Origin of the sequence: Salinicoccus halodurans (assembly GCF_900114445.1) — a bacterium.
Lineage (GTDB): Bacteria > Bacillota > Bacilli > Staphylococcales > Salinicoccaceae > Salinicoccus > Salinicoccus halodurans.
This window is the reverse complement of record NZ_FOTB01000001.1, coordinates 331,093-353,622: the sequence shown is the minus strand read 5'-3', so window position 1 is coordinate 353,622 and position 22,530 is coordinate 331,093. Positions and strand designations below refer to the sequence as shown.

General features: G+C 47.0%; 18 protein-coding genes. 2 read left to right on the top strand and 16 right to left on the bottom strand.

All coding sequences use genetic code 11. From position 1 onward, the window contains the following. Positions 1–71: 71 nt before the first annotated feature. From BM271_RS01730 to glgB, 4 genes are read right to left on the bottom strand one after another with little or no spacing between them, the layout of a single operon-like run. Positions 72–1,478 (bottom strand): glycogen synthase, encoded by a 1,407-nt coding sequence (locus BM271_RS01730; protein ID WP_046789918.1) that lies wholly within the window; start codon positions 1,476–1,478, stop codon positions 72–74. Positions 1,479–1,505: 27 nt separating this feature from the next. Continuing rightward, entirely contained in the window at positions 1,506–2,612 is a 1,107-nt protein-coding gene (gene glgD / locus BM271_RS01725; RefSeq protein ID WP_046789917.1) for a glucose-1-phosphate adenylyltransferase subunit GlgD, read from the bottom strand. Further along, a complete protein-coding gene (locus tag BM271_RS01720) occupies positions 2,605–3,762 on the bottom strand; it encodes a glucose-1-phosphate adenylyltransferase (protein WP_046789916.1) in 1,158 nt (385 codons plus the stop codon). Before BM271_RS01720 ends, glgD begins: the two co-directional genes overlap by 8 nt. Next, positions 3,752–5,695 carry a 1,4-alpha-glucan branching protein GlgB gene (glgB, locus tag BM271_RS01715; RefSeq protein ID WP_052749841.1) on the bottom strand — a complete coding sequence of 648 codons (1,944 nt, stop codon included), beginning with the start codon at positions 5,693–5,695 and terminating at the stop codon, positions 3,752–3,754. Before glgB ends, BM271_RS01720 begins: the two co-directional genes overlap by 11 nt. Positions 5,696–5,861: 166 nt before the next feature. Between glgB and pulA the strand changes: the two genes are divergently transcribed. Both pulA and BM271_RS01705 read left to right on the top strand, forming a co-directional pair. Next, positions 5,862–7,958, top strand: a complete 2,097-nt coding sequence (pulA, locus tag BM271_RS01710; protein ID WP_052749840.1) for a type I pullulanase — start codon at positions 5,862–5,864, stop codon at positions 7,956–7,958. Beyond that, positions 7,951–9,594 (top strand): phospho-sugar mutase, encoded by a 1,644-nt coding sequence (locus BM271_RS01705; RefSeq protein ID WP_046789914.1) that lies wholly within the window; start codon positions 7,951–7,953, stop codon positions 9,592–9,594. The genes pulA and BM271_RS01705 overlap by 8 nt, the downstream gene beginning before the upstream one ends. A gap of 64 nt (positions 9,595–9,658) precedes the next feature. On the opposite strand, the gene pyrE is transcribed toward BM271_RS01705, so the two are convergent. The 12 genes from pyrE to lspA all read right to left on the bottom strand — a co-directional run bounded on the left by pyrE (position 9,659) and on the right by lspA (position 22,525). Continuing rightward, the gene (gene pyrE / locus BM271_RS01700; RefSeq protein ID WP_046789913.1) at positions 9,659–10,267 is read right to left on the bottom strand and encodes an orotate phosphoribosyltransferase; all 609 of its coding nucleotides are present in this window, start codon (positions 10,265–10,267) and stop codon (positions 9,659–9,661) included. Beyond that, on the bottom strand, positions 10,264–10,968 hold the full coding sequence (gene pyrF / locus BM271_RS01695) for an orotidine-5'-phosphate decarboxylase (protein ID WP_046789912.1): 705 nt from the start codon (positions 10,966–10,968) through the stop codon (positions 10,264–10,266). Before pyrF ends, pyrE begins: the two co-directional genes overlap by 4 nt. Then, positions 10,968–11,846: a dihydroorotate dehydrogenase gene (locus BM271_RS01690; RefSeq protein WP_046791461.1), complete on the bottom strand. Its 879-nt coding sequence runs from the start codon at positions 11,844–11,846 to the stop codon at positions 10,968–10,970. Before BM271_RS01690 ends, pyrF begins: the two co-directional genes overlap by 1 nt. A gap of 53 nt (positions 11,847–11,899) precedes the next feature. After that, positions 11,900–12,649 carry a dihydroorotate dehydrogenase electron transfer subunit gene (locus BM271_RS01685; RefSeq protein WP_046789911.1) on the bottom strand — a complete coding sequence of 250 codons (750 nt, stop codon included), beginning with the start codon at positions 12,647–12,649 and terminating at the stop codon, positions 11,900–11,902. Positions 12,650–12,657: 8 nt separating this feature from the next. Beyond that, a complete protein-coding gene (carB, locus tag BM271_RS01680; protein WP_046789910.1) occupies positions 12,658–15,834 on the bottom strand; it encodes a carbamoyl-phosphate synthase large subunit in 3,177 nt (1,058 codons plus the stop codon). Further along, positions 15,827–16,918: a glutamine-hydrolyzing carbamoyl-phosphate synthase small subunit gene (gene carA / locus BM271_RS01675; protein WP_046789909.1), complete on the bottom strand. Its 1,092-nt coding sequence runs from the start codon at positions 16,916–16,918 to the stop codon at positions 15,827–15,829. The genes carB and carA overlap by 8 nt, the downstream gene beginning before the upstream one ends. Next, the gene (locus BM271_RS01670; RefSeq protein WP_046789908.1) at positions 16,918–18,192 is read right to left on the bottom strand and encodes a dihydroorotase; all 1,275 of its coding nucleotides are present in this window, start codon (positions 18,190–18,192) and stop codon (positions 16,918–16,920) included. Before BM271_RS01670 ends, carA begins: the two co-directional genes overlap by 1 nt. Further along, positions 18,192–19,073, bottom strand: a complete 882-nt coding sequence (locus BM271_RS01665) for an aspartate carbamoyltransferase catalytic subunit (RefSeq protein WP_046789907.1) — start codon at positions 19,071–19,073, stop codon at positions 18,192–18,194. Before BM271_RS01665 ends, BM271_RS01670 begins: the two co-directional genes overlap by 1 nt. After that, complete coding sequence (locus BM271_RS01660; protein ID WP_046789906.1) at positions 19,066–20,385, bottom strand: uracil-xanthine permease family protein; 1,320 nt, start codon at positions 20,383–20,385, stop codon at positions 19,066–19,068. The genes BM271_RS01665 and BM271_RS01660 overlap by 8 nt, the downstream gene beginning before the upstream one ends. A 15-nt stretch (positions 20,386–20,400) precedes the next feature. After that, a complete protein-coding gene (pyrR, locus tag BM271_RS01655; RefSeq protein WP_046789905.1) occupies positions 20,401–20,928 on the bottom strand; it encodes a bifunctional pyr operon transcriptional regulator/uracil phosphoribosyltransferase PyrR in 528 nt (175 codons plus the stop codon). 216 nt (positions 20,929–21,144) lie between these two features. Beyond that, positions 21,145–22,050 carry an RluA family pseudouridine synthase gene (locus BM271_RS01650; RefSeq protein WP_046789904.1) on the bottom strand — a complete coding sequence of 302 codons (906 nt, stop codon included), beginning with the start codon at positions 22,048–22,050 and terminating at the stop codon, positions 21,145–21,147. Beyond that, the gene (gene lspA, locus BM271_RS01645; protein ID WP_046789903.1) at positions 22,037–22,525 is read right to left on the bottom strand and encodes a signal peptidase II; all 489 of its coding nucleotides are present in this window, start codon (positions 22,523–22,525) and stop codon (positions 22,037–22,039) included. Before lspA ends, BM271_RS01650 begins: the two co-directional genes overlap by 14 nt. Positions 22,526–22,530 lie beyond the last annotated feature (5 nt).

Sequence of the window (22,530 nt, the reverse complement as noted above, 5' to 3'; positions counted from 1 at the left end):
GTAATTGACTGATGCCGCTTCAATACATCAAAAAAGACCTCCACTTAAAACAGGAGGTCTCAGCTGCAGCATCACTTCTCATACAGCTCCACGTATTGCCTGGCGGAGTTTGCCCAAGCGTAGTCGGACGCGAGCATATTCGCACAGAGTGCTTCCATATGTTCCGCTTCTCCATACAATCTCAGACTGTACTCCAATTTCCCCAGCAGTTCATGTGCATTGTAATTTTCAAATGACAGACCGTTGCCGGTATGATCGAACTCGTTATATGGGATGACAGTATCTTTCAGTCCCCCCGTTTCCCGAACGATCGGTGCTGACAAATAACGGATCGCGATCAGCTGGCCCAGCCCGCAGGGCTCGAAGAGGCTTGGCATGATGAAGAAATCGCTGGAAGCATAAATACGCCTTGCAAAAGGCTCACTGAATCCCAGAGTGACATGGACTTTATCTGGAAAATTCACTTCAAGTGATTTGAAATATTCCTCGTATTCCTGCTCGCCCGAACCGAGCACAACGAGCTGTACATCCGAAGTCAGGAATTCATGCAGAATATGCCTGATCAGATCCAGTCCTTTCTGAGCCACAAGCCGTGTGACAATTCCGTACAAGGGCACATTGCCGTCCACTTTGAGTCCCAGCGTTTCCTGCAGTGCCCGTTTATTTTTCAGCTTCGTACTGCGTGAAGTTTTGAATCTGTAATCCAGTGCCTTATCCTTGAGAGGATTATAATCATTGATATCCAGACCGTTGACGATACCGTAAACATCCTCTTTTCTGCTCTCCAGCACGGATTCCAGCCCTTCTCCGAAAAATGGCGTAAGAATCTCTTCTGCATAAGTATCTGAAACTGTGGTTATAATATCCGCATGATGGATGGCAGCTTTCATCATGTTCAACATCCCATGCCACTCAAACCCTGCAAAATGCTCCATGCCGAGGTTCAAAAGCTCACCGAAACCTGAATGCCCGAACCAGCCCTGATATTTTATATTGTGGATCGTGTAGACGGTTTTCATGCCGGGCTGCGGCCGTTTTATGCTGCCGATTGCTGCGGCAGCCCCGGTCTGCCAGTCATGACAGTGGAGTACATCGAATACTTCATCCGTCCGGTACATGAATTCAATGATTGCATTTGAAAAATAGATAAAGCGCTCACCGTCATCGATATATCCATACAGGCCATCGCGGTTGAAGTAATACTCATTGTCCACAAAATAATATACTACGCCCCGATCTGTCAGTTTTAAAATTCGTGTATACTGGTTCCGCCACCCGACAGGTGTACTGAAAACAGTGACTTCCTCCATTTTTGAACGGTAGTCCGAATGGATGATCTCTTTGTACAAAGGCAGGATGACAGAAACATTCACCCCCTCTTTCACCAGTGCCTGGGGAAGACTTCCAACAACATCCGCCAGTCCTCCGGATTTTATAAATGGTGTACATTCACTTGCAGCAAAAAGTACATGCTTCATGTAGTCTCCGCCTCCTATCTCAGCATTTTAAATAGTTGAGCGCTTGGCAACGATATACGGTTTATCCTCCGAGCCAATGAGTTTACGGCCTTCTGTGATCGTAACCCCTTTATCAAGGATGACATTCTCCACATAGGCGCCCGGTTCAATGGTACAGCTTGCAAAAATCACCGAGTTCTTAACTGTGGCTCCTTTTTTAACAGTGACGTTTCTTGAAATGACCGAGCTTTCAATCGATCCCTCCACTATTACACCGTTTGCAAGGATTGATGATTTTACATCACTGTCCTTTTTATACAATGTGGGCGGATTAGTACTGATTTTGGTCTTCACCAGATTTTCACCGTGGAAAAATGCGCGGTATCTGTCTTTTTCAAGCAGTGACATGCTGTTTTTAAAGTATGACTGGACAGAATGGAAATAATAGGTGGTTGCCTCAATATCATAAAACCCTGTGCGGAATTCATCCAGCTTTTCACGGATTCCATTATGGAACAGGTTCGGCTTATAGTTGTCGATGCAAGTACGCACAATGTCGAGCAGTACATCTTTTTTAATGATATACACATCAGTATAGACGTGGTTGTTTTCCCGGTCATTAGTAAAACCGGTAATCTCATCACCTTCCGTCAGCAGTTTCAGCATCGGGGCGCTCGGTATGTTGTACTCAGGACGTCTTTCGGAGATGAATGTGATGTCGTTGTTCTGCGCTTTATGATGAGCGATCGCTTTTTTATAGTTTGTATTGGTAATGAACTGGGAGCCGGCCACGAGGACATGCTTGCCTTTAAAACGCGCAAAAAGATCCGAATGGTTGTGGAAATGCTTCAAATCTCCCTCGGAAATATCAGAAGGATCATTCCAATCCGGGGGCAGGACGAAAACTCTCGAGTTTCTGCCTTCAAACCCAAAATCTTCCTTGCGGCTCAGATGGTCAAGCAGAGACCTGAATTTATTGCCGGCGAACACGCCTACTGTTTTTATGCCTGAATAGGACATATTCGTCAAAGTAAAATCGATGAGACGATACCGTCCCATGAACGGCAAGGATCCTCCGCTTCTGAAAAATGTCAATGCTTCCAGATCATCTTGTTCCGCCTGCAGGTTCACCAGTCCTAGAACATCACTATTCATTTTGTCCGCCTCCTTCATTCAGATAATCTTCCAAAGTATCTTTGCTCAGCACAACAGGTTCGTCTCCCTGCGATCTGATGACAGCATGGTCCGGAATCTCGATTCCGGATGTTACAATTACACGATCCAGAATTACGTTTTCACCTATCACGGCATCCGGCAGGATGATGGAAGAAGACACTTCAGAGCCCGTCTTCGTTTCCACGCCGATGAACAGGATCGAATCCTCAATTCTGCCTTCTATGAATGAACCTGAGGAAATAAGAGAATTTGTAATCTCGGCAGTGGCCCCTATGTATTCAGGAGGCCTGTTTTCCTCATTCGGATACGTCGCCCATTCTTTCGACATCAGCAATGTCTGGAAATCCTCTTTCAGCAGATCCATGTTAGTTTCCCAGTAACTCGTGACTGTACCGACGTCTTTCCAATATCCATCGAATTTGTAGGCGAATAAACGCTTCTCGTCCGCCAGCAGTTTCGGAATGATATCCTTGCCGAAATCATGGTCGCTGGATTTGTCTTTTTCGTCTTCCAGCAAATATGGTTTGATTACATCCCACTTGAATATATAAATGCCCATGGAAGCCAGGTTATTTTTAGGGTTTTCGGGTTTCTCATCAAACTCATAAATGCTCAGGTCTTCATTCGTATTCAAAATCCCAAAACGGCTTGCTTCATCCATTGGCACCTCGATGACAGATATTGTTGCGTCCGCATCCTGTGACCTGTGGAACGCAAGCATTTTCGTATAGTCCATCTGATATACATGGTCGCCGCTTAAAACGAGTAATTCATCCGGTTCGTATTGTTCAACATAATTCAGGTTCTTGACGATCGCATCCGCTGTACCCGAGAACCAGGATCCTCCCTCCCTGTCGGAAAACGGGGCGAGGACGCTGACTCCGCCGTGTTGTCTGTCCAGCCCCCACGGTTTTCCGATACCGATATGTTTATTCAACATGAGTGGTGAATACTGCACCACCACACCCACAGTCGAAATTTCTGAATTGGCTATGTTACTCATTGTAAAATCGATAATTCTGTATTTACCGCCAAAGGGGACTGCCGGTTTTGCCAAATCTTTAGTAAGTTCCCCCAGCCTGGTTCCTTTACCTCCTGCTAACAGCATAGCTACAACTTTAGACGTCATTTTTCATACCCCCATCGGAATTGGTTTCAATCTCAAATACATGGAATGCCAAAGGTGCCACTGTCACTTTTATATGCTGATCTTCTCTGATATGCCTTTCGGCAAAACTGAAGTGCCGTCCGTCATTGACGACACCGGACCCGGAATACTCTGTACTGTCACTGTTGAAGATTTCCCTGTATGTGCCGGGGTACGGCACCGGGATTTTAAAATCATGATAGACATCCGGCCGGTAGTTCAAAATGCAGATTTTGAATTTTTTCCCTGCATTTCTTGTGTAGCTGAATATGGAGTGTTCTGCATCATCGACCACAAGCCACCTGAAACCTTCCGGTTCATAATCCGCTCTGTAGAACTCCTCGTGTGTCCTGTAAAAACGGTTCAGATCACGGACATACTTTTTTAAATTCTGATGATCGGGATAGTCCAGCAGGTGCCAATCCACTTGTTCCCTGTCTTTCCATTCATGGTACATGCCGATTTCCTGGCCCATGAATAAAAGCTGCTTCCCGGGCTCTGACATCTGGCTGCCGTATAGCAGCCTCGCCTGGGCAAACTGCTGCCACTGATCACCATACATCTTCCCCACTATGGATTTCTTCCCATGGACAACTTCGTCATGAGACAGCGGCAATACGTAATTTTCGTTGTATTTGTAAGCGAGGGAGAACGTCATCCGGTTGTGGAAATAATCTCTGTGGCTGAAATCTTTATCCATATAGGACAGCCGGTCATGCATCCAGCCGAGATCCCATTTGAAGTTGAATCCGAGTCCGCCCTTATCCACCGGGGAAGTCACCATCGGTGTGTCCGAAGAATCTTCCGCCATCATCAGCAGGGACTGGTCGTAATCGAACACAGCCGTATTCAGCTTTTTCAGGAATTCAACTCCCCCTTCATTCGTCTCGGAACCATCACTGTTATAGATTTTTTCATGAGGTTCGTGGTTCTCAAAATTCAGATCTATCATACTGTGCACTGCATCTATCCTGAGCCCGTCGACATGGAACTCCCTGAACCAGTACATCGCTGCGGATACAAGGAAAGACTGAATTTCCGGTCTGCCGAAGTCGAATGTCAGCGTCCCCCACTGCCTTTTATCCGCAATCCTTTCGTCCGGATGCTCATATGCCGGTGTACCGTCGAACAGGCGGAGTCCATGGTCGTCCCGGCAGAAGTGGGCGGGAACATAGTCCATGATCACTCCAATTTCCGCCTTATGCAGTTCATTGATAAGAAATTTAAGACCTTCCGGATTGCCGTAACGGCTTGTTGCGGAAAAATATCCCGTCACCTGGTAACCCCAGGACAGATCAAAAGGATATTCCGTAAGCGGAAGGAATTCTACATGGGTATAATTCATTTCTGTCAAATAAGGGATGAGTGCCTTTGCCGCTTCCCTGTAGGAATAATGGGCCAGGTCAGTCAATTCATCATCCGTCAGACCTCCGGTGTCACTCACCGGATGCTTCATCCAGGTTCCGAGGTGCATTTCATATATGCTGATCGGAGACTGATATACATTTGACTTCCGGCGTTTTTCGAGCCAGGCATCATCTGTGAATTTAAAATCATCAAGGTAGACGATGCTCGCGGTATTCGGCCGCTTTTCATGATAAAAACCGTAGGGATCAGCCTTCAGATGGGAGACTCCGTCGAAATGGATCCGATACTTGTAAGTATCGCCTTTGGATAACTGAGCAGTTCTGTAGATCCAGAGACCGTTTTCACCGAGCGGTTCAAAATCCATGTCTCTGCCTGTAAAATCATTGTGGTTACAGGCCAGCTGAACATGATCCGCCTTTGGCGCCCATGTAATGAAACGGATGTTCCCGTCCGCTTCAGGATGAGCACCTAAAAATTCGTAGGCTTTGAAATGATTTCCCTGATGGAACAAATATTTATCCAGGTCAAAATTATCTTTTTTGCTCAAAAAATCCACCCCTTTCGGTTATACTATGGTTGTACCCTCATTCATCAGTATACTACGTATTATTATAAATTTATCAATAAATGTTTATTTTATCAAAATTTTCTAAAATATTTAATTTTATTATGTTTTAGATATGCCATTCCAAACACGAAAATGGAGGGAACCCATGCTTAGAGCCTATCTTGATTCAGCAAATGAAGTTACAGTGAAGCCCTTCCGGGGTTATGAATTGAATCATGAAGAAATCAGCGTGATTCAGCAAAAAAACCGTCTGGAACGCAAGAATACAGTCATTTCAAATGGATGCATCCATCTGAAATTTTCGGAAGATATTAATCTGAACGCTTCCGCTTTCATTGAATACTGTGGAAGACTGTACCCGCTCCTCATGGGTAGATATATACAATCCATCGCGTTTGACCTGAAGTATTCGACCGATGTTCAAATGGGCGCGGTTTACAGCAGTACGCAGACAGTTTTCAGGGTCTTTGCACCGACTGCAGTGGATTGCCGGCTTCTGATCGATCACGACTACCATGAAATGGTGAAGATAAACGGATACTTCGAAGCCACAGTAGACGAAGACTGTCACGGCAGACATTATCATTATGAGGTGAGCCATAATGATGTGACCCATTTCGTCATCGATCCTTATGTCAAAGGCGTTTCTGCAAACTCCAAAGAAGCAATGGTGATTGATTTCGAACGGATCAACCCCGGATACAGGACGCATGCCGTCCCCAATACTCCCAACAAGGATGCAATTATTTATGAAGCACATATCCGTGATATGACCATCCACCCCAACAGCGGTGTTAAAAAAGAGTGGCAGGGAAAATATCTCGGGATGGCCGAACATGCCTTTACAAAACACGGGTTATCCAGCGGACTCAATTACGTAAAAGAGCTTGGTGTCACGCATATTGAACTCATGCCTGTGAACGATTTCCTCACCGTCGATGAACTGAATACAAACAAAAGCTACAACTGGGGATATGACCCGAAGTTTTTCATGGTTCCGGAAGGGAGCTACTCAACCGATCCAAAAAACCCGATCATCCGGATTCTGGAACTGCAGAAGCTGATAAAAAAGCTGCATGAAAATGGTATGAAGGTCATATTTGATGTCGTTCTCAATCATGTCTATGAAGTGGAAAATTCAAGTTTTGAAAAACTCGTGCCCGGCTATTATTTCAGGCACAACGATGACCTGTCCCTGTCAAACGGCACAGGTGTCGGAAATGATTTTGCCTCGGAAAAACTGATGGGACGGCGCTTTATACACGACACTATTTCTTTTTGGCTGGATTATTACCGGGTAGACGGGTACCGGTTCGATCTGATGGGTGCAATTGATATAGAAACGATGCAGGGCATCCTGAACCTGGTAAAAGAAAGAAATCGGGAAATCCTGCTGCTCGGCGAAGGCTGGGACCTTCCGACAGCCCTCGATCATTCTAAAAAAACACTGCCTGTATTCGGGGACCGTGTCCCTTCACTCCGCTTTTTCAACGATCATTTCAGGGATGCAATCAAAGGGAATAATTTTGAATTGATGGCGAAAGGGTATGTAAATGGTGATGGCACCGGCATAGATAAAATCCGTAAAATGTTCACTGGGTTTTATGAAGAGTACTCAGCGGATATGAGCATCAACTATGTTGAAGTCCATGACAATCATACGCTGTATGACCGGTTAAGATATTCCTCCGGGAAGCGGCAGTATGTACTTGAAAGCCAGCATCAGCTCGCAACCGCCCTGGTGCTGCTTTCATTCGGCACTCCGTTCCTCCATGCAGGCCAGGAGTTTTTCAGGACCAAATTCGGCCACGGCAATACTTATAACCTGAGTGACATGCTGAACAGGATGGATTGGAATCGCCGGGCCAAATATCAGGATAATATCGAATTTGTGAAATCCCTCATCGAATTCAGGAAAAGTGAACCAGTGTTCAGGCTGAAAGATAAGGATGACATAGAAAATGCGGTATCCACTTTGACTTTTGATCATCTCTCCAATGTATTTGGTGTCAGAATCAGCTATGAAGAGAGTGATTTCATCATTATGATCAACCCGACGGAGACTTCGGCGGAGCTCTCATTTGGAAGTGACGCTTCTTATAAGATCAGAATTTCCAATCAAAGGAACGTTGACAAAGCCATATATCGGAAAAGCTTTTATATCAAAGGTTATGAAGTTGCAATACTTGTAAAAACAGACAGTGAAACTACTAATATCGAGGAGCGTGGAATGAATGGATAGAAAACAGTGGGAAGCACATATTGAGAACAGTTTTATAAAACCTGAAGATTATAATACATTAAGTGACAGTGAAAAGGAGGATGCATTTTCAGCAACACTTTCCTTCGGTACAGCCGGAATCAGGGGGAAAATAGGACTCGGTCCCAACAGGTTGAACCGTTACACTGTCGAAAAAGTGGCACTTGGCCTTGCACATTCATTAAAAAATGAAGAGGATCCGCTTGTTGTAATCGGATATGACACCAGGCATTTCTCGATTGAATTTTCGCAGACGATGGCTTCCGTCCTCGCTCAGAACGGTGTTTCTGTGAAAGTGACAAAACAATATACTTCAACGCCCGAACTTTCATTTTTCGTCCGTGAACACAGTGCTTCCATCGGGGTGATGATTACAGCAAGCCATAATCCACCCGAGTATAACGGCATCAAAGTGTACGGCCCGGACGGTGCCCAGCTGATCGATGCACCGGCCGCCGATCTCAGTGAGAAGATCAATGCGATTGAAGATATCTTCTCCATCGACAGCAAATCATTCGACGCAGGACTCGAAGAAGGGATTATCCAATACGTCAGCAGTGACATGGAACAAAGCTACAAGGACCATGTCATAGACTTCATCGGAAACATTCCGGAGTCGGATCTGTCCATCGTGTTCTCGAGTCTCCACGGCACAAGTGTACCGATTGTTCCGGAACTGCTTGACACACTCGGTTTCAAAAATTATTCCCTCGTCGAAGACCAGTGCAGACCGGACGGGGACTTCCCCACTACAGCTTCACCCAACCCCGAGAGTCCGGAGGCCTTTGACCATTCAAAAGCACTCGGCAATGAAACCGGTGCAGATCTGCTGATTGCCACCGATCCCGATGCGGACAGAATGGGTGTCGTCGTACGGCATGAAAACGAATATGTACATCTGAACGGCAACCAGATCGGAATTTTATTATTGAACCACCGTATTCACGAAAAAAGAGACAAAACGCCTGTAATCATCAAATCCATCGTAACAAGTGACCTCGGCCGTAAGATTACAGAAGCTGCCGGCGGAGAGATGATCGAGGTGCTGACAGGTTTCAAGTATATCGGCGAGCAGATAAAAGAAATGGAAAATGAGGAAAGGAAAAAATTCGTCCTTGGATATGAAGAAAGCTACGGTTATCTGCTCGAACCGTTTGTCAGGGATAAAGATGCCGTCCAGGTCGTCCCGTATATCGTTTCAATGGCAGCGGAACTCAAAAATAAAAACCAGACACTCGTGGATGCACTCGAAGAAATATACGATGAGCACGGACGCATCATGGAAGTCCTCTACAGTCACACATTCGAGGGAACTTCAGGCAAAGATAACATCGATGAAATAATGAGCCAGTTCCGAAGGAATGCACCAGAAGAAATTGGCAGAAGAGAAGTCGTTCTCATAGAAGATTTTCTGACACAGAAGAGGACGGATCATGCAGGCAGCAGTGAGGACATAGATCTTCCAAAAGCGAACGTGATTAAACTTCATTTCAAAGATGGCTGGATTGCGCTCAGACCTTCCGGCACAGAGCCAAAGATAAAACTGTATGTATCATTGGAGAGCAGTCAGATTGAACAGGAAGCAAAAATCATCAACGATATGATTTTCGGCGTATAGGCATGCGATTAAAAAATTAAAATCACCTGAATAAAAAAAGCGACTCGAATGAGTCGTTTTTTGTTTACAGGTTGTTTTTGAAATTGATGACGGTTTCTCTCTGCGCATCATTCAGCTTTCTTTTTTTGGTGCTGACATCAAGAAGTGCATCGAGATCGCTTAAAGTATGATAAGTCAGTCCTGCTCTGTCAAATGCCTGATCCGCCTTCTCAATACCGTAGGTGAAGATCGCAATGATATTTAATACTTCCGCTCCATTTTCCGACAGTGTTTCCGCCGCTTCCAGGCTGGAACCGCCCGTCGAGATGAGGTCTTCTATCACAACCACTTTTTTACCCGCGACGTCCGCACCCTCAATCTGATTTCCTTTGCCGTGCTTTTTCTTTGAACCGCGTACATAGCACATCGGCAGATTCATCCGTTCACTGATATACGCCGCATGAGGGATGCCCGCAGTGGAAGTGCCTGCAATGACCTCTGCTTCCGGAGCATACATCCTGATCATTTCTGTGAATGCGTCCGCTATCACGGCCCGTGCATCTACATCTCCGATGACTTTCCTGTTATCACAGTAAATCGGAGAAATTATTCCGCTTGACCAGGTGAACGGCTCATCCGGTCTCAATTCCACCGCATTTATATCCAGAAGTATTTCTGCAATCCTTTCTTTCATGACAATTCGTCCCCGCTTTCCCACATTTCTTTTACCATTCTGTATTTTTCAACAGGCTCCGCTGCCTGAGTCACCGACCGCCCTACCACAATAAAATCTGTGCCGAGTCGGTGTGCTGCTGCCGGTGTGACCACACGGACCTGATCATCCTTGGAATCTTCATTTAATCTGATTCCGGGTGTGATCGTCAAAAAGTCACTGCCGCAGTGTTCATGGATCATTTCTGATTCAAGCGGTGAGGATACGACACCGTCAAGTCCTGCCTGTTTTGCAAGCATTGCATAATTCTTTACACTCTCCTGCAAAGTGAGGATGGACTTTTGTTCGTCTTTTACGTTGCTGTCATTCATGGAAGTCAGCTGAGTGACGGCAATGAGTGTGCCCTCCGGATTGCCGGACTTGAATGCTTCGTTAGCATGATTCATCATTGTCTTCCCGCCCTGGGCGTGCACGTTCGTCATCTGAACATCCAGCTTCCCGAGCCCTGCCATGGCTCTGGCTACCGTATTTGGAATATCATACAGTTTCAGGTCCAGAAAAATGTCATGTCCCATCGAGCGGATTTCTTTTATTATACCGGGTCCGTTTTGAAGATAAAGTTCCATACCGACTTTGACGAACAGTGGCTCATTGAACTGCTTCAAAAATCGCTTCACCTGTGCCATCGTGCCAAAATCAAGCGCAATGATCGGTCTGCTCATCAGAAACCACTCCCCTGCAGTGTTTTATATGCCCGGCCTTTTATATCATGCAGATGGTTAAGGCCCATCTCCTCCACTCTTTCATCAAGTTCCTGTATCAACTCCGGACAGATGTAAGGATTTGTGAAATTCATTGTACCAACTGCGACTGCATCCGCACCAACTGAAATATAATCCAGGATATCATCGACATCTGCTACACCGCCCATACCGATAATCGGTATATCCGGAAGGTGCTGCCTTACCTGGTAGATCATGTTCAGACTGACAGGTTTTATGGCCGGACCGCTGAGACCGCCTGTAATATTGGAGATGACCGGTCTGCCGTCTCTCCCCAGCCTCATCCCGACCAGAGTATTGATCATGGTCAGGCCGTCAGCAACATCCGCCACGCTTTTGGCCATGGCTGTAATGTCCGTTACATTCGGGGATAGTTTTACATAGACCGGCACCTCTGAAACTTCTTTCACTTCCGATGTCAGGCGTCTCGCAGTATCAGGGTCAGTACCGAACTGGATGCCGCCTTCCTTGACGTTCGGACATGAGATATTGAGTTCCAATGCTTTGACATTACCTGCTTTGGAAATTTTATCCGCAACGATCTTATAATCTTCGATTGCCGTTCCTGCAACATTGGCAATGACCGGCACATCATAACTTTCAAGATATTTAAGTTCATGACGGATGATATGATCGACACCCGGGTTTTGAAGTCCGATTGCATTGAGCATCCCGCTTGAAGTTTCGGCGACACGCGGAGTGGGATTTCCAATCCGCGGTTCATGTGTCGCCGCCTTGATCATGATGGCACCGAGCTGCGTGAGATCATAAAGATTTGAAAATTCCTCGCCAAAGCTGAAGCAGCCGGATGCCGGCATCACAGGATTCTTCAAATCGAGTCCCGGCAGGCTTATTTTGAGTCTTTCACTGTTCACAGGACAATCTCCCCTTTCCTGAATACTGGCCCTTCTGTACACAGCTTGATATAATCACCGCGGGCAGTTTCACATACGCATGCATAACAAACCCCGAAACCGCACCCCATGCGTTCCTCAAGAGAAATGTACCCGTCGAGATCCATCGTTTCACTCAACACTTTCAGCATGACCTTCGGGCCGCAGGCATAGAATAAATCGAAATCATCTTTTAAATCTCCGATGACATCAGTGACGAAGCCTTCTGTGCCGCAGGACCCATCAGCAGTCGCAACATGTGTTTCCCCGAGCGTCCTGAATTTCTCTTCGTAGAAAACATCTTTTTTCGAATTGAAACCAAGCACATGGGTCGTTTTGACTCCCAATCTGTTCAACTGTTTTGAGAGTTCATACAAAGGGGGCACACCGATTCCTCCGCCTACGATCAGTACATGTTCATTTTTTTCCAGCGGATAACCGTTGCCGAGAGGGGACAGAATATCGAGACTGTCTCCCGTCCTAAGGGCGGACATCTTCCTTGTTCCCGCCCCTTCTGCACGGTAGACAATAGTAAACTGTGACTGTTCATGATTGATATCCGCAATCGATATTGGTCTTCTCAGCACATGCTCGGTTGAATCCGACACTCTGACATGTACAAACTGGCCGGGCGTTTTCATGCTGGAAGTAATGTCTCCCTCAAGCACCATTTCATAGATGTGATCCGCAATCTGCTTTTGACTTTTAATGTTCATCAGATTTTTCATCTTGTCACCTACATATTTTCCATATTGAATGTCATGCTTTCAATCACTTCAACAAGTGTACGCGCTGTATCAAGAGATGTCAGACATGGGATGCCATTTTCTACAGATTCTCTTCTGATGCGGAAGCCGTCGCGTTCCACCTGTTTTCCTTTTGTCATCGTGTTGACGACGATCTGGACATTACCGCTCTGGATGGCACGCAGCAGACTCGTTTGGCCCGCCCCCACCTTATCAACAGTAACAACTGGAATATCATGCGCTTTTAACATCTTGCCGGTTCCCTCTGTTGCCATCAGTCTGTAGCCGCACTGGGATAACCTGGATGCAAGTTCCACAGCTTCTTCCTTGTCTTTATCGGCGACTGTAATGAGTACTGTACCGTGGTCCTTCACTTCAAGACCGCTTGCTACGAGGCCTTTGAACAGTGCCTTGTTCAGGCTCAGGTCTTTCCCCATTACTTCGCCGGTCGACTTCATTTCAGGTCCGAGGGTGATATCGACATTTTTAAGTTTGCTGAAACTGAACACAGGTGCTTTTACGTGATAGCCTTCCTTGAATGGTGCCAGTCCGAGCGGATAGCCTGTTTCTTCAAGTTTTACACCCAGAATCGCCTTCATCGCAAGATTTGCCATTGGAATTTCAGTGATCTTACTCATGAATGGAACTGTCCGGCTTGCCCTAGGATTCACTTCAAGTACATAGACTTCGCCATGCGACAGGACAAACTGGATATTGATCAACCCGATTGTATTCAATCCCAGCGCCAGCCTTTCGGTGTATTCCCTCAATGTATCAATCTCACTGTCGGACAGTGTTACAGGCGGGTAGACTGCAATTGAGTCGCCTGAGTGTACACCAGCGCGTTCGATATGTTCCATGATGCCCGGGATAATCACTTTTTCACCGTCGCTGATGGCATCCACTTCAATCTCCTTTCCTGTCAGATACCGGTCGATCAGTACTGGATGTTCAGGAGAGGCCTTGACTGCATCCCTCATATAATTTTTGAGTTCAGCCTCGTTATAGACGATTTCCATTGCACGCCCGCCCAGTACATAGCTTGGACGCACAAGCACCGGATAGCCGATGTATTCTGCATTCGCAAGTGCTTCTTCTTCATTAGTAGCAGTTTTACCAAGCGGCTGCGGTACATCGATGTCGCGCAGAAGCTGCTCAAAGCGTTTTCTGTTTTCCGCTCTGTCGAGGTCATCAAGCGTCGTCCCCAGTATCTTCACACCATCATGCTCCAGCTTATCCGCCAGGTTGATCGCTGTCTGCCCGCCGAACTGTACGACCACCCCTTCAGGCTGCTCGTGTTCGATGATGTTCATCACATCTTCATGCGTCAGCGGTTCGAAATAAAGTTTGTCGGATATCGAGAAATCCGTGGATACTGTCTCAGGGTTGTTGTTGACGATGATTGCTTCATAGCCCGCTTCCTGAATGGCCCAGACCGCATGGACAGTCGCATAGTCGAATTCCACACCCTGACCGATCCGGATCGGACCACTGCCGAGTACCAGAATCTTCTTCCTGTCACTTCTTACGGATTCATTTTCGAATTCATAAGTTCCATAGAAATAAGGAGTCGCCGATTCAAATTCCGCAGCGCATGTGTCCACCATTTTATAGACCGGCATGATGTTATGTTCTTTACGCATCTGGAATACTTCAGATTTTTCCATATTCCATCGGTGCGCAATGACCCTGTCGCTGAAACCGTATGTCTTTGCCCATTTCAGATGATCCGCCGAGCCGGCATTCTCTTTCAATTCATGTTCGATATCAATGATATGTTGGAACTTTCTCAGGAAGAACATATCAATCATGGTCCATTCATGGATTTCATCCATGGAAACTCCGCGTCTCAATGCTTCACCGATGTAGAACAATCTTTCATCACTCTGCGCTTTGATCATCTGGACGATGAAATCAAGTTCGAATTCGTCACCATTCGGGAGCCCGAGATGATGGACATCATATTCCAGTGACCGGATCGCCTTCAGCAGTGATTCCTCATAAGTACGGCCGATGGCCATGACTTCTCCTGTCGCTTTCATCTGTGTACCGAGCCTGCGCTCCCCTTTTGCAAACTTGTCGAACGGGAAACGCGGTATTTTTGATACGACATAGTCGATTGTCGGTTCGAACGCAGCGTAGCTCGTTTCTGTTACAGGATTGATCATTTCATCAAGTGTCAGGCCGACTGCAATTTTTGCTGCAAGCTTTGCGATTGGATATCCGGTAGCCTTTGATGCAAGTGCGGAAGAACGGGATACTCTCGGGTTAACTTCAATGATGTAGTAATCGAAGGAGTTCGGATCGAGTGCAAGCTGAACGTTACATCCGCCTTCTATGCCAAGTTCACGAATGACGTTGAGTGAAACGTCACGGAGCATCTGGTGTTCTTTGTCCGTCAGAGTCTGTGTCGGTGCAACGACAATCGAGTCACCCGTATGGATTCCCACCGGATCGATGTTTTCCATGTTACATACGACGATGGCATTGTCATTCGAGTCTCTCATCACTTCATATTCGATTTCTTTGAAGCCGGCGATGGATTTCTCAAGCAGGCACTGGTTGACCGGGGAATACTTCAGACCGTTCGCAACAATCTCTTTCAGATCGTCATCATTGTAGCAGATTCCGCCCCCGGTACCACCCATGGTGAATGCCGGACGGACGATGAACGGATAGCCGACCTTCTCCTTGAAGTCGTATGCCTGATCGATCGTGTTGACAATATCCGATTCTGGTACAGGCACTTCCATCTGATTCATCAGCTGCCTGAAAAGGTCGCGGTCTTCCGCCTGTTTGATTGAATCGAGTTTCGTCCCCAGCAGTTCGACTCCGTTTTCCTCCAGGACACCGAGGCCATCCAGCTCAACAGCCATATTCAGACCCACCTGGCCGCCGAGTGTCGGAAGGAGGGCGTCTGGCTGTTCCTTGCGGATGATCCTGGACAGGAAATCAGTAGTCAGCGGCTCTATGTAGACTACATCCGCGATTTCCTTGTCGGTCATGATTGTTGCAGGGTTGGAGTTTACCAGTATTACACGGTATCCTTCTTCCCTCAGGGCAAGACACGCCTGTGTTCCTGCATAGTCGAATTCTGCTGCCTGGCCGATGATGATCGGACCGCTGCCTATTACCATGATCGTTTTGATATCTGTACGTTTAGGCATTGTTAGCCTCCTTTTCAATCTCCATCATTTTTACAAATTCACCGAATAGATATTCTGAATCGTGCGGACCTGCAGATGCTTCGGGATGATACTGGACGGAAAATACCGGATGCTTCACATGCCTGATGCCTTCCACAGTCTTATCATTGAGCGCCGTATGTGTGATTTCAAGGCCGGTACTGGCCAGTGAGTCGCCGTCAATCGCAAACCCATGGTTCTGTGCAGTGATTTCCACTTTTGTGGTTTTGAGGTTCATGACCGGATGGTTGCTTCCCCTGTGACCGAATTTCATCTTGAATGTTTTTGCTCCACATGCAAGTCCGATAAGCTGATGACCGAGGCAGATGCCGAATAAAGGTACTTTTCCAATGAGATTTTTCACTGTTTTGATCCCTGCTTCCACATCTTCCGGATTACCCGGTCCGTTGGAAAGCATGACACCGTCCGGCCTCATCCTTAAAATATCAGCAGCAGAAGTGTTGTAGGGCACAACCGTCACATCACAACCAAGAGCGTTGAGTGATCTTACGATATTTTCTTTTTTACCGTAGTCGATGAGTACCACACGATTTCCAGGTCCTGTTGATATATAAGGTGATTTCGTAGAGACACGTTTCACCTGATCTGTCCTGAAGCTTGCTGTCTGAAGCAGTTCCACCAGTTCTTCGTGATTCTCCTCATCCGTCATGACTGCTTTCATGACACCGCCGCTTCTGATTTTTCTCGTAATGCTTCTCGTATCTACACCGCTGATGCCAGGTATATCATGTCTCTTAAGAAAAGAATCCAGCGACTCTGAGGCACGAAAATTTGAAGGTTCGCTGCACGCTTCCCTTACGACCACACCTCTTGCCGAGGGCAGCAGCGTTTCATTATCCTCAGTATTCACACCCGTGTTGCCAATCAGCGGATAGCTGAATGTGATGATCTGATCGGTATAGGACAGATCTGTAATGATTTCCTGTGCACCCGTCATCGACGTATTGAATACAAGTTCGCCTTCTGCAGTACGATCGCCGCCAAACCTGTATCCTTCATAAACTGTTCCATCTTCCAGTACTAGATATCTTTTCTCTGTAAGCATTATTTTTCCTCCTTGTATGCAATTCTGCCGTCCACGATTGTCATATGGATGTCCGATTCAAGCTGTTCGCCATGAAATGGAGTGTTCCGTGCCTTACTGTAAAAATCATTCTTGTCCAACGTATACTGTTTCTCAAGGTCAATCACAGTGATATCAGCATTATGTCCTTCTGCGAGTACACCCATATCCAGTCCGAACACTTCAGACGGTTTGACTGTCATCCAGTCAACCAGCTGCTGCAGTGTGAACACTCCACTTTTTACAAGTCGTGTATAGAGGAGCTGGAATGCATTTTCACTTCCTGTAATACCGAATGGCGCTGTCTCTATTCCCACTGCCTTTTCATCTTCGGCATGCGGTGCATGATCTGTTGCGATACAGTCGATTGTACCATCGATCAGCCCTTCGATCAGTGCCACACGGTCTTCTGATGCTCTGAGCGGCGGATTCATCTTGAAGTCCGGATCCTTTTCTGTGATATCATCTTCATCAAGAACCAGGTGGTGCGGTGTTACTTCTGCAGTCACATGTATACCTGCACGTTTGGCATCACGGATTACCCGGACGCTTTCCTTTGTGCTTACATGACATACATGGTAGTGGCAGCCCGCGGCTTCTGCGAGGAGTATATCCCGCGCAATATGTACTGATTCCGTCACTGCGGGAATACCCGGAATGCCGAGCTTTTCACTTGTTCTGCCCTCGTGGATGGCACCTCCGTGGATCAGTGTATTTTCCTCAGTGTGTGCAACAATCGTCATTCCCGTCTTTGCGCCTGCATACATCGCCTGGAGCATCATATCTGCACTCTGGACGCCGACACCGTCATCCGTGAATGCGAATGCGCCTGCTTCCTTCAATCCTTCAAAGTCTGTCAGTTCACGTCCAAGCTGGCGTGTGGTTATTGAAGCGTACGGCAGCACTTTGACATGGGCGGTCTCTTTGATACGTTCCTGAATTTTATTCATCGTTTCCACACTATCCGGCACAGGCCGCGTATTCGGCATCGGGCAGACGGCAGTGAATCCGCCTCTTGCTGCTGCAAGCGTTCCGGTTTCTATCGTTTCTTTATGCTCACCGCCCGGTTCCCTCAGATGGACATGGACGTCCACAAACCCCGGTGTGACGAGTCTGCCATCAAGCTCGATCGTTTCATCCGCCGCAGTTTCAATACCGGGTGCAATCCGGCTGATTCTGCCGTCACTGATAAGGATATCCTTCTTTATCTTTTCGCCTTGTTCCAGAACCATTCCATTTTTCAAAAGCAAACTCATTATTCAACACTCCCCAGAATTTCTTGTAGTACACTCATTCGTGCAAACACTCCGTTTTTCATCTGTTCAAAAATCACTGACTTTTCACTTTCAACCAGTTCCTCGGATATTTCCACCCCGCGGTTCACAGGTGCAGGATGCATCATGATCGCGCTCTCTTTCATCCGCCCGTACCGTTCCCGGTTCATACCATAATCTCTATTATAGGCCTCCCTGGTAAATCTGGCAGCGACATCATGCCGTTCATGCTGTACTCTCAGCAACATGATGACATCTGCTTCCCCGAGTGCCTCGTCCAGGTTTACATAGGGGACACCCATGCCGTGATCAATCCATTCAGGGGGCGCAGAGAAACGGACATTTGCTCCGAGTCTCTCGAGCGCCTGCTGGTTGCTGTGCGCTACTCTGCTGTGGACGATATCCCCGGCGATGACAATATTGAGATTTTTGAAAGTGCCGAATTTATCATAGATTGTCATCAGGTCGAGCAGTGATTGTGTTGGATGCGATCCACTCCCGTCACCGGCATTGATTACCGGGATGCCGAGACCGACCAGCTGTCCGTAGTATTCCGTTTCGGCATGCCGGATGACCAGCGCATCTGCTCCGAGGGCTTCGATTGTCTTGCATGTATCGTACAAAGTCTCGCCTTTTGAAACCGAACTGTAATTGACATCAAATGGAATCGATGTAATGTTCAGCTTCGATTCTGCCATCTCAAAACTTGTCTTCGTCCGTGTCGAATTTTCGAAAAACAGGTTGGCGATATATTTCCGCTCCTGAAAAGGCCTGAAATTTCCCGCCTTCATTTGCAATGCTCTCTTGATGATGCGCATGATATCTTCTTTTGATAAATGATCCATCGAAAGTAAATTATCCATGGTTTACCGGTTCCTCCTTATCGTCCGGCAGAATTGCATTCAAAATAATGCCGGCAAGTGCTGCGAGTGCCATGCCTTCCAGGTTGAACGGTATTTCCCCGATTGTGAAGTCCAGATGTGCTTTACCGATGCCTATGACCAATATGACAGATACTATGCTCAAGTTTCTTTTGGAATCCAGATCAATCTGTGCGTCAATGAGCATTCTGAGTCCGCTTGCTGCAATGATTCCGAACAGCAGTATGGAAACACCGCCCATCACGGGTGATGGTATGCTCTGCACCACAGCAGTGAACTTGCCGACGAAACCGAGTATGACTGCAAGTACCGCCGCTCCGCCGATGACCCAGACGCTGAAGATTCTTGTAATGGCGAGCACACCGATGTTTTCACCGTAAGTCGTTGTCGGCGGCCCGCCGATGATGCCGGCGAACATTGTTGCCACCCCGTCGCCGATCAGCGAACGGTGCAGCCCCGGCTTTTTGAAGAAGTTCCTGCCGACAACCTTGTTGATGACGACCTGATGACCGATATGTTCACTGACTGTTACAAATACTATCGGCAGCATTACAATCAACAGGCCAACATTGATTGAAGGTTCGTACGAAAGGAATGGCATATGTACATCCGGAAGATGAAACCATCCCGTGCCTCTGATCTGTGAAAAATCGACGATGCCGAGAAGCACCGATGTAATATATCCGCCGGCGATGCCGATCAGAATCGGAATCAGTCCGAGCACACCGCGCAGAAACACGGATGCGAGTATCGTAATTGTCAACGTGACGAAAGCGACGAATATGTAGGTCATGCTGTAACCTTCCTGGTTGCCCGAGTCCGTGTACATTGCCATGTCAACTGCAACCGGTGCAAGGCCGAGTCCGATAACCATTATGACCGGCCCCACGACTACCGGAGGCAAAAGATGCATCAGCCAACGGACCCCGAACATTTTAATTACCAGACCGATGAGTACATACAGGACACCGCTGAAGAACAGGGCGGTCAATACTTCTCCCAGACTGTTCGCACCGAGTGCAATCGTAATCGGCAGGATGAAGGCGAAGCTGGATCCGAGGTATGCCGGGATTTGTCCTTTGGTGATCAGTATATACAGCAATGTGCCGACACCGCTTGCGATGAGCGCCGCCGAAACAGGCAATCCTGTTAAGAATGGAACAAGTACTGTTGCCCCGAACATCGCGAACAGATGCTGTGAACTAAGCAGCAGCCATTGGCTCGGCTTCGGCTTTTCATTTACATCGAGGACAGGTTCTGTCGACCTCGTATAAATCTCTTCATTTTCTTCCATGGATGATTCCTCCTGTTATTCGCTGATGACCACTTCATTCGCATTATCATGTTCTTCAAGATAGACGTTGATTTTTTCTTCCCGGGCCGTCGGGATATTCTTCCCGACATAATCCGCACGGATCGGCAGTTCCCTGTGACCCCTGTCTATCAGAACAGCGAGTGAAATTTTCGACGGCCGCACGTGATTCAATATCGCATCCATTGCCGCACGGATCGTGCGTCCTGTATAAAGCACGTCATCGACAATGATGACATGGCGGTCGTCGAGCGGGATATCTATGTCGATCGCCTCTTCAAGAGCTTCTGTATCCGTCACTTTGTCATCCCGGTAGGCTGTGATATCAATCGTGCCTGTGGGAATCGTCACACCGTCTATCTCTTCCACTTTCTGCTGCAGCCGGTCCGCTAAAAACTCACCTCTTGTCCTGACACCCAAAAACACAAGACCTTCCGTGCCTTTATTCCGTTCCAGTATTTCATGGGACATGCGTGTCAGTGACCTGGAAATCTGTGCTTCATCCAGAATTGTTCTTTTTTTCATATTTCTCTACTCCCATTTGAATTTTTGTATAAAAAAATACTCATGTCCAAAGACATGAGTATACACGTATCCCAAAAACTTTACAGTCCGGCCCTAAAGCCTGCTGCATCCGTCCATATCATGTCTTTGAAGCCTCACGGGACTTCTTTTAAAGACATTTCATATTCACTTTTCTATAACAGTCTAGTCTTTATAATTTATAAAGTCAAGGGTTTATCAGGATTTACGGTTAAGTTCTGAAATCACTTCTTCGAATTCATCCGGAAGCGGTGATGTGAATTCCATATATTCACCGTTAGCCGGGTGGATGAATCCGATTGTTCCTGCGTGAAGCATCTGACCTTCTGTATCCAATGTTTTCCGCTGACCATATTTTGGATCGCCCGCAAGCGGGTAACCGATATATTTCATATGGACGCGGATCTGGTGGGTACGGCCAGTCTCAAGAATGCATTCAACCAGAGTAAAATCTTCATATCGTTCGATTACATTGAAATGTGTGACCGCTTCTTTGCCATCGTCCACCACGGCCATCGCCTGGCGCTCTTTGGGATTTCTTCCGATCGGTGCTTCAATCGTCCCCTTATCATGAGGAATCACACCATGAACCAGTGCAGTATATTTCCGGGTGACGGACTTGTCCACGAGCTGGTCGACAAGCCCCCTGTGTGTCACATCATCTTTTGCAACCATGAGCAGCCCGCTCGTATCTTTGTCGATTCTGTGCACGATGCCGGGACGAAGTTCACCGTTGATGCCCGAGAGGTTATCCAGCTGGTGCATGAGACCATTGACAAGTGTTCCCGATGTGTGTCCCGCAGCCGGATGGACCACCATCCCGCGGGGTTTATAGACAACTGCAACGTGCTCATCTTCATAAATGATATCAAGGTTAAGGTCCTCAGGAACAATATCACTTTCGACAAGTTCCCTTTCGTTCACTGTGACCAGATCTTCTGTTTTGACTTTGTAATTCGGTTTGACTGCATTTCCGTTTACCAGGACTATGCCCTCTTTGATACGCCCCTGCATATCACTGCGTGACGTATCTGGAATGATTTCTGCAAGAAAACGGTCGATTCTGAGACCGTTCTCTTCAGCAGATACTTTAATTTCCTGCATCTTTTTCACCTTTTCCCATAAAGAAGAATTCAACGAGCATCAACACTACACCAACAGTGAGTGCACTGTCGGCCACATTGAAGATCGGAAAATCATAGAAGATTAGGAGTACATCGACAAAATCCACTACTTCCTGAAATAGTATGCGATCGATGAAGTTGCCGAGGGATCCCGCAACGAGCATCACAATCGCAATCTGTAATAATAAGTTGTTCTTTGCTTCTTTAAAATATACGTAGACCAGGATGACCAGCACAATCACCGTAATGATATAGAAGAAGATCATCTGCCCCTGGAGCATACCCCACGCGGCACCACTGTTCCTGTGAGAAGTGATGGCAAGGTATTTACCCAGCACCGGAATGGATTCACCTTCCTCCATCCCTGTTACAACAAGGAACTTGGTCAGCTGATCCAGTCCGAGCAGGAATATGGCGAGTATCGCCATGGGAATGATTCTGTAGGAGGTTTTCATGAATA

What these genes read in the sequence shown, in the direction of transcription:
- BM271_RS01730 (WP_046789918.1), bottom strand. Translation starts at nt 1,478, where the DNA reads ATGAAGCATGTACTTTTTGCTGCAAGTGAATGTACACCATTTATAAAA.
- glgD (WP_046789917.1), bottom strand. Translation starts at nt 2,612, where the DNA reads ATGAATAGTGATGTTCTAGGACTGGTGAACCTGCAGGCGGAACAAGAT.
- BM271_RS01720 (WP_046789916.1), bottom strand. Translation starts at nt 3,762, where the DNA reads ATGACGTCTAAAGTTGTAGCTATGCTGTTAGCAGGAGGTAAAGGAACC.
- pulA (WP_052749840.1), top strand. Translation starts at nt 5,862, where the DNA reads ATGCTTAGAGCCTATCTTGATTCAGCAAATGAAGTTACAGTGAAGCCC.
- BM271_RS01705 (WP_046789914.1), top strand. Translation starts at nt 7,951, where the DNA reads ATGGATAGAAAACAGTGGGAAGCACATATTGAGAACAGTTTTATAAAA.
- pyrE (WP_046789913.1), bottom strand. Translation starts at nt 10,267, where the DNA reads ATGAAAGAAAGGATTGCAGAAATACTTCTGGATATAAATGCGGTGGAA.
- pyrF (WP_046789912.1), bottom strand. Translation starts at nt 10,968, where the DNA reads ATGAGCAGACCGATCATTGCGCTTGATTTTGGCACGATGGCACAGGTG.
- BM271_RS01690 (WP_046791461.1), bottom strand. Translation starts at nt 11,846, where the DNA reads ATGCCGGCATCCGGCTGCTTCAGCTTTGGCGAGGAATTTTCAAATCTT.
- BM271_RS01685 (WP_046789911.1), bottom strand. Translation starts at nt 12,649, where the DNA reads ATGAAAAATCTGATGAACATTAAAAGTCAAAAGCAGATTGCGGATCAC.
- carB (WP_046789910.1), bottom strand. Translation starts at nt 15,834, where the DNA reads ATGCCTAAACGTACAGATATCAAAACGATCATGGTAATAGGCAGCGGT.
- carA (WP_046789909.1), bottom strand. Translation starts at nt 16,918, where the DNA reads ATGCTTACAGAGAAAAGATATCTAGTACTGGAAGATGGAACAGTTTAT.
- BM271_RS01670 (WP_046789908.1), bottom strand. Translation starts at nt 18,192, where the DNA reads ATGAGTTTGCTTTTGAAAAATGGAATGGTTCTGGAACAAGGCGAAAAG.
- BM271_RS01665 (WP_046789907.1), bottom strand. Translation starts at nt 19,073, where the DNA reads ATGGATAATTTACTTTCGATGGATCATTTATCAAAAGAAGATATCATG.
- BM271_RS01660 (WP_046789906.1), bottom strand. Translation starts at nt 20,385, where the DNA reads ATGGAAGAAAATGAAGAGATTTATACGAGGTCGACAGAACCTGTCCTC.
- pyrR (WP_046789905.1), bottom strand. Translation starts at nt 20,928, where the DNA reads ATGAAAAAAAGAACAATTCTGGATGAAGCACAGATTTCCAGGTCACTG.
- BM271_RS01650 (WP_046789904.1), bottom strand. Translation starts at nt 22,050, where the DNA reads ATGCAGGAAATTAAAGTATCTGCTGAAGAGAACGGTCTCAGAATCGAC.
- lspA (WP_046789903.1), bottom strand. Translation starts at nt 22,525, where the DNA reads ATGAAAACCTCCTACAGAATCATTCCCATGGCGATACTCGCCATATTC.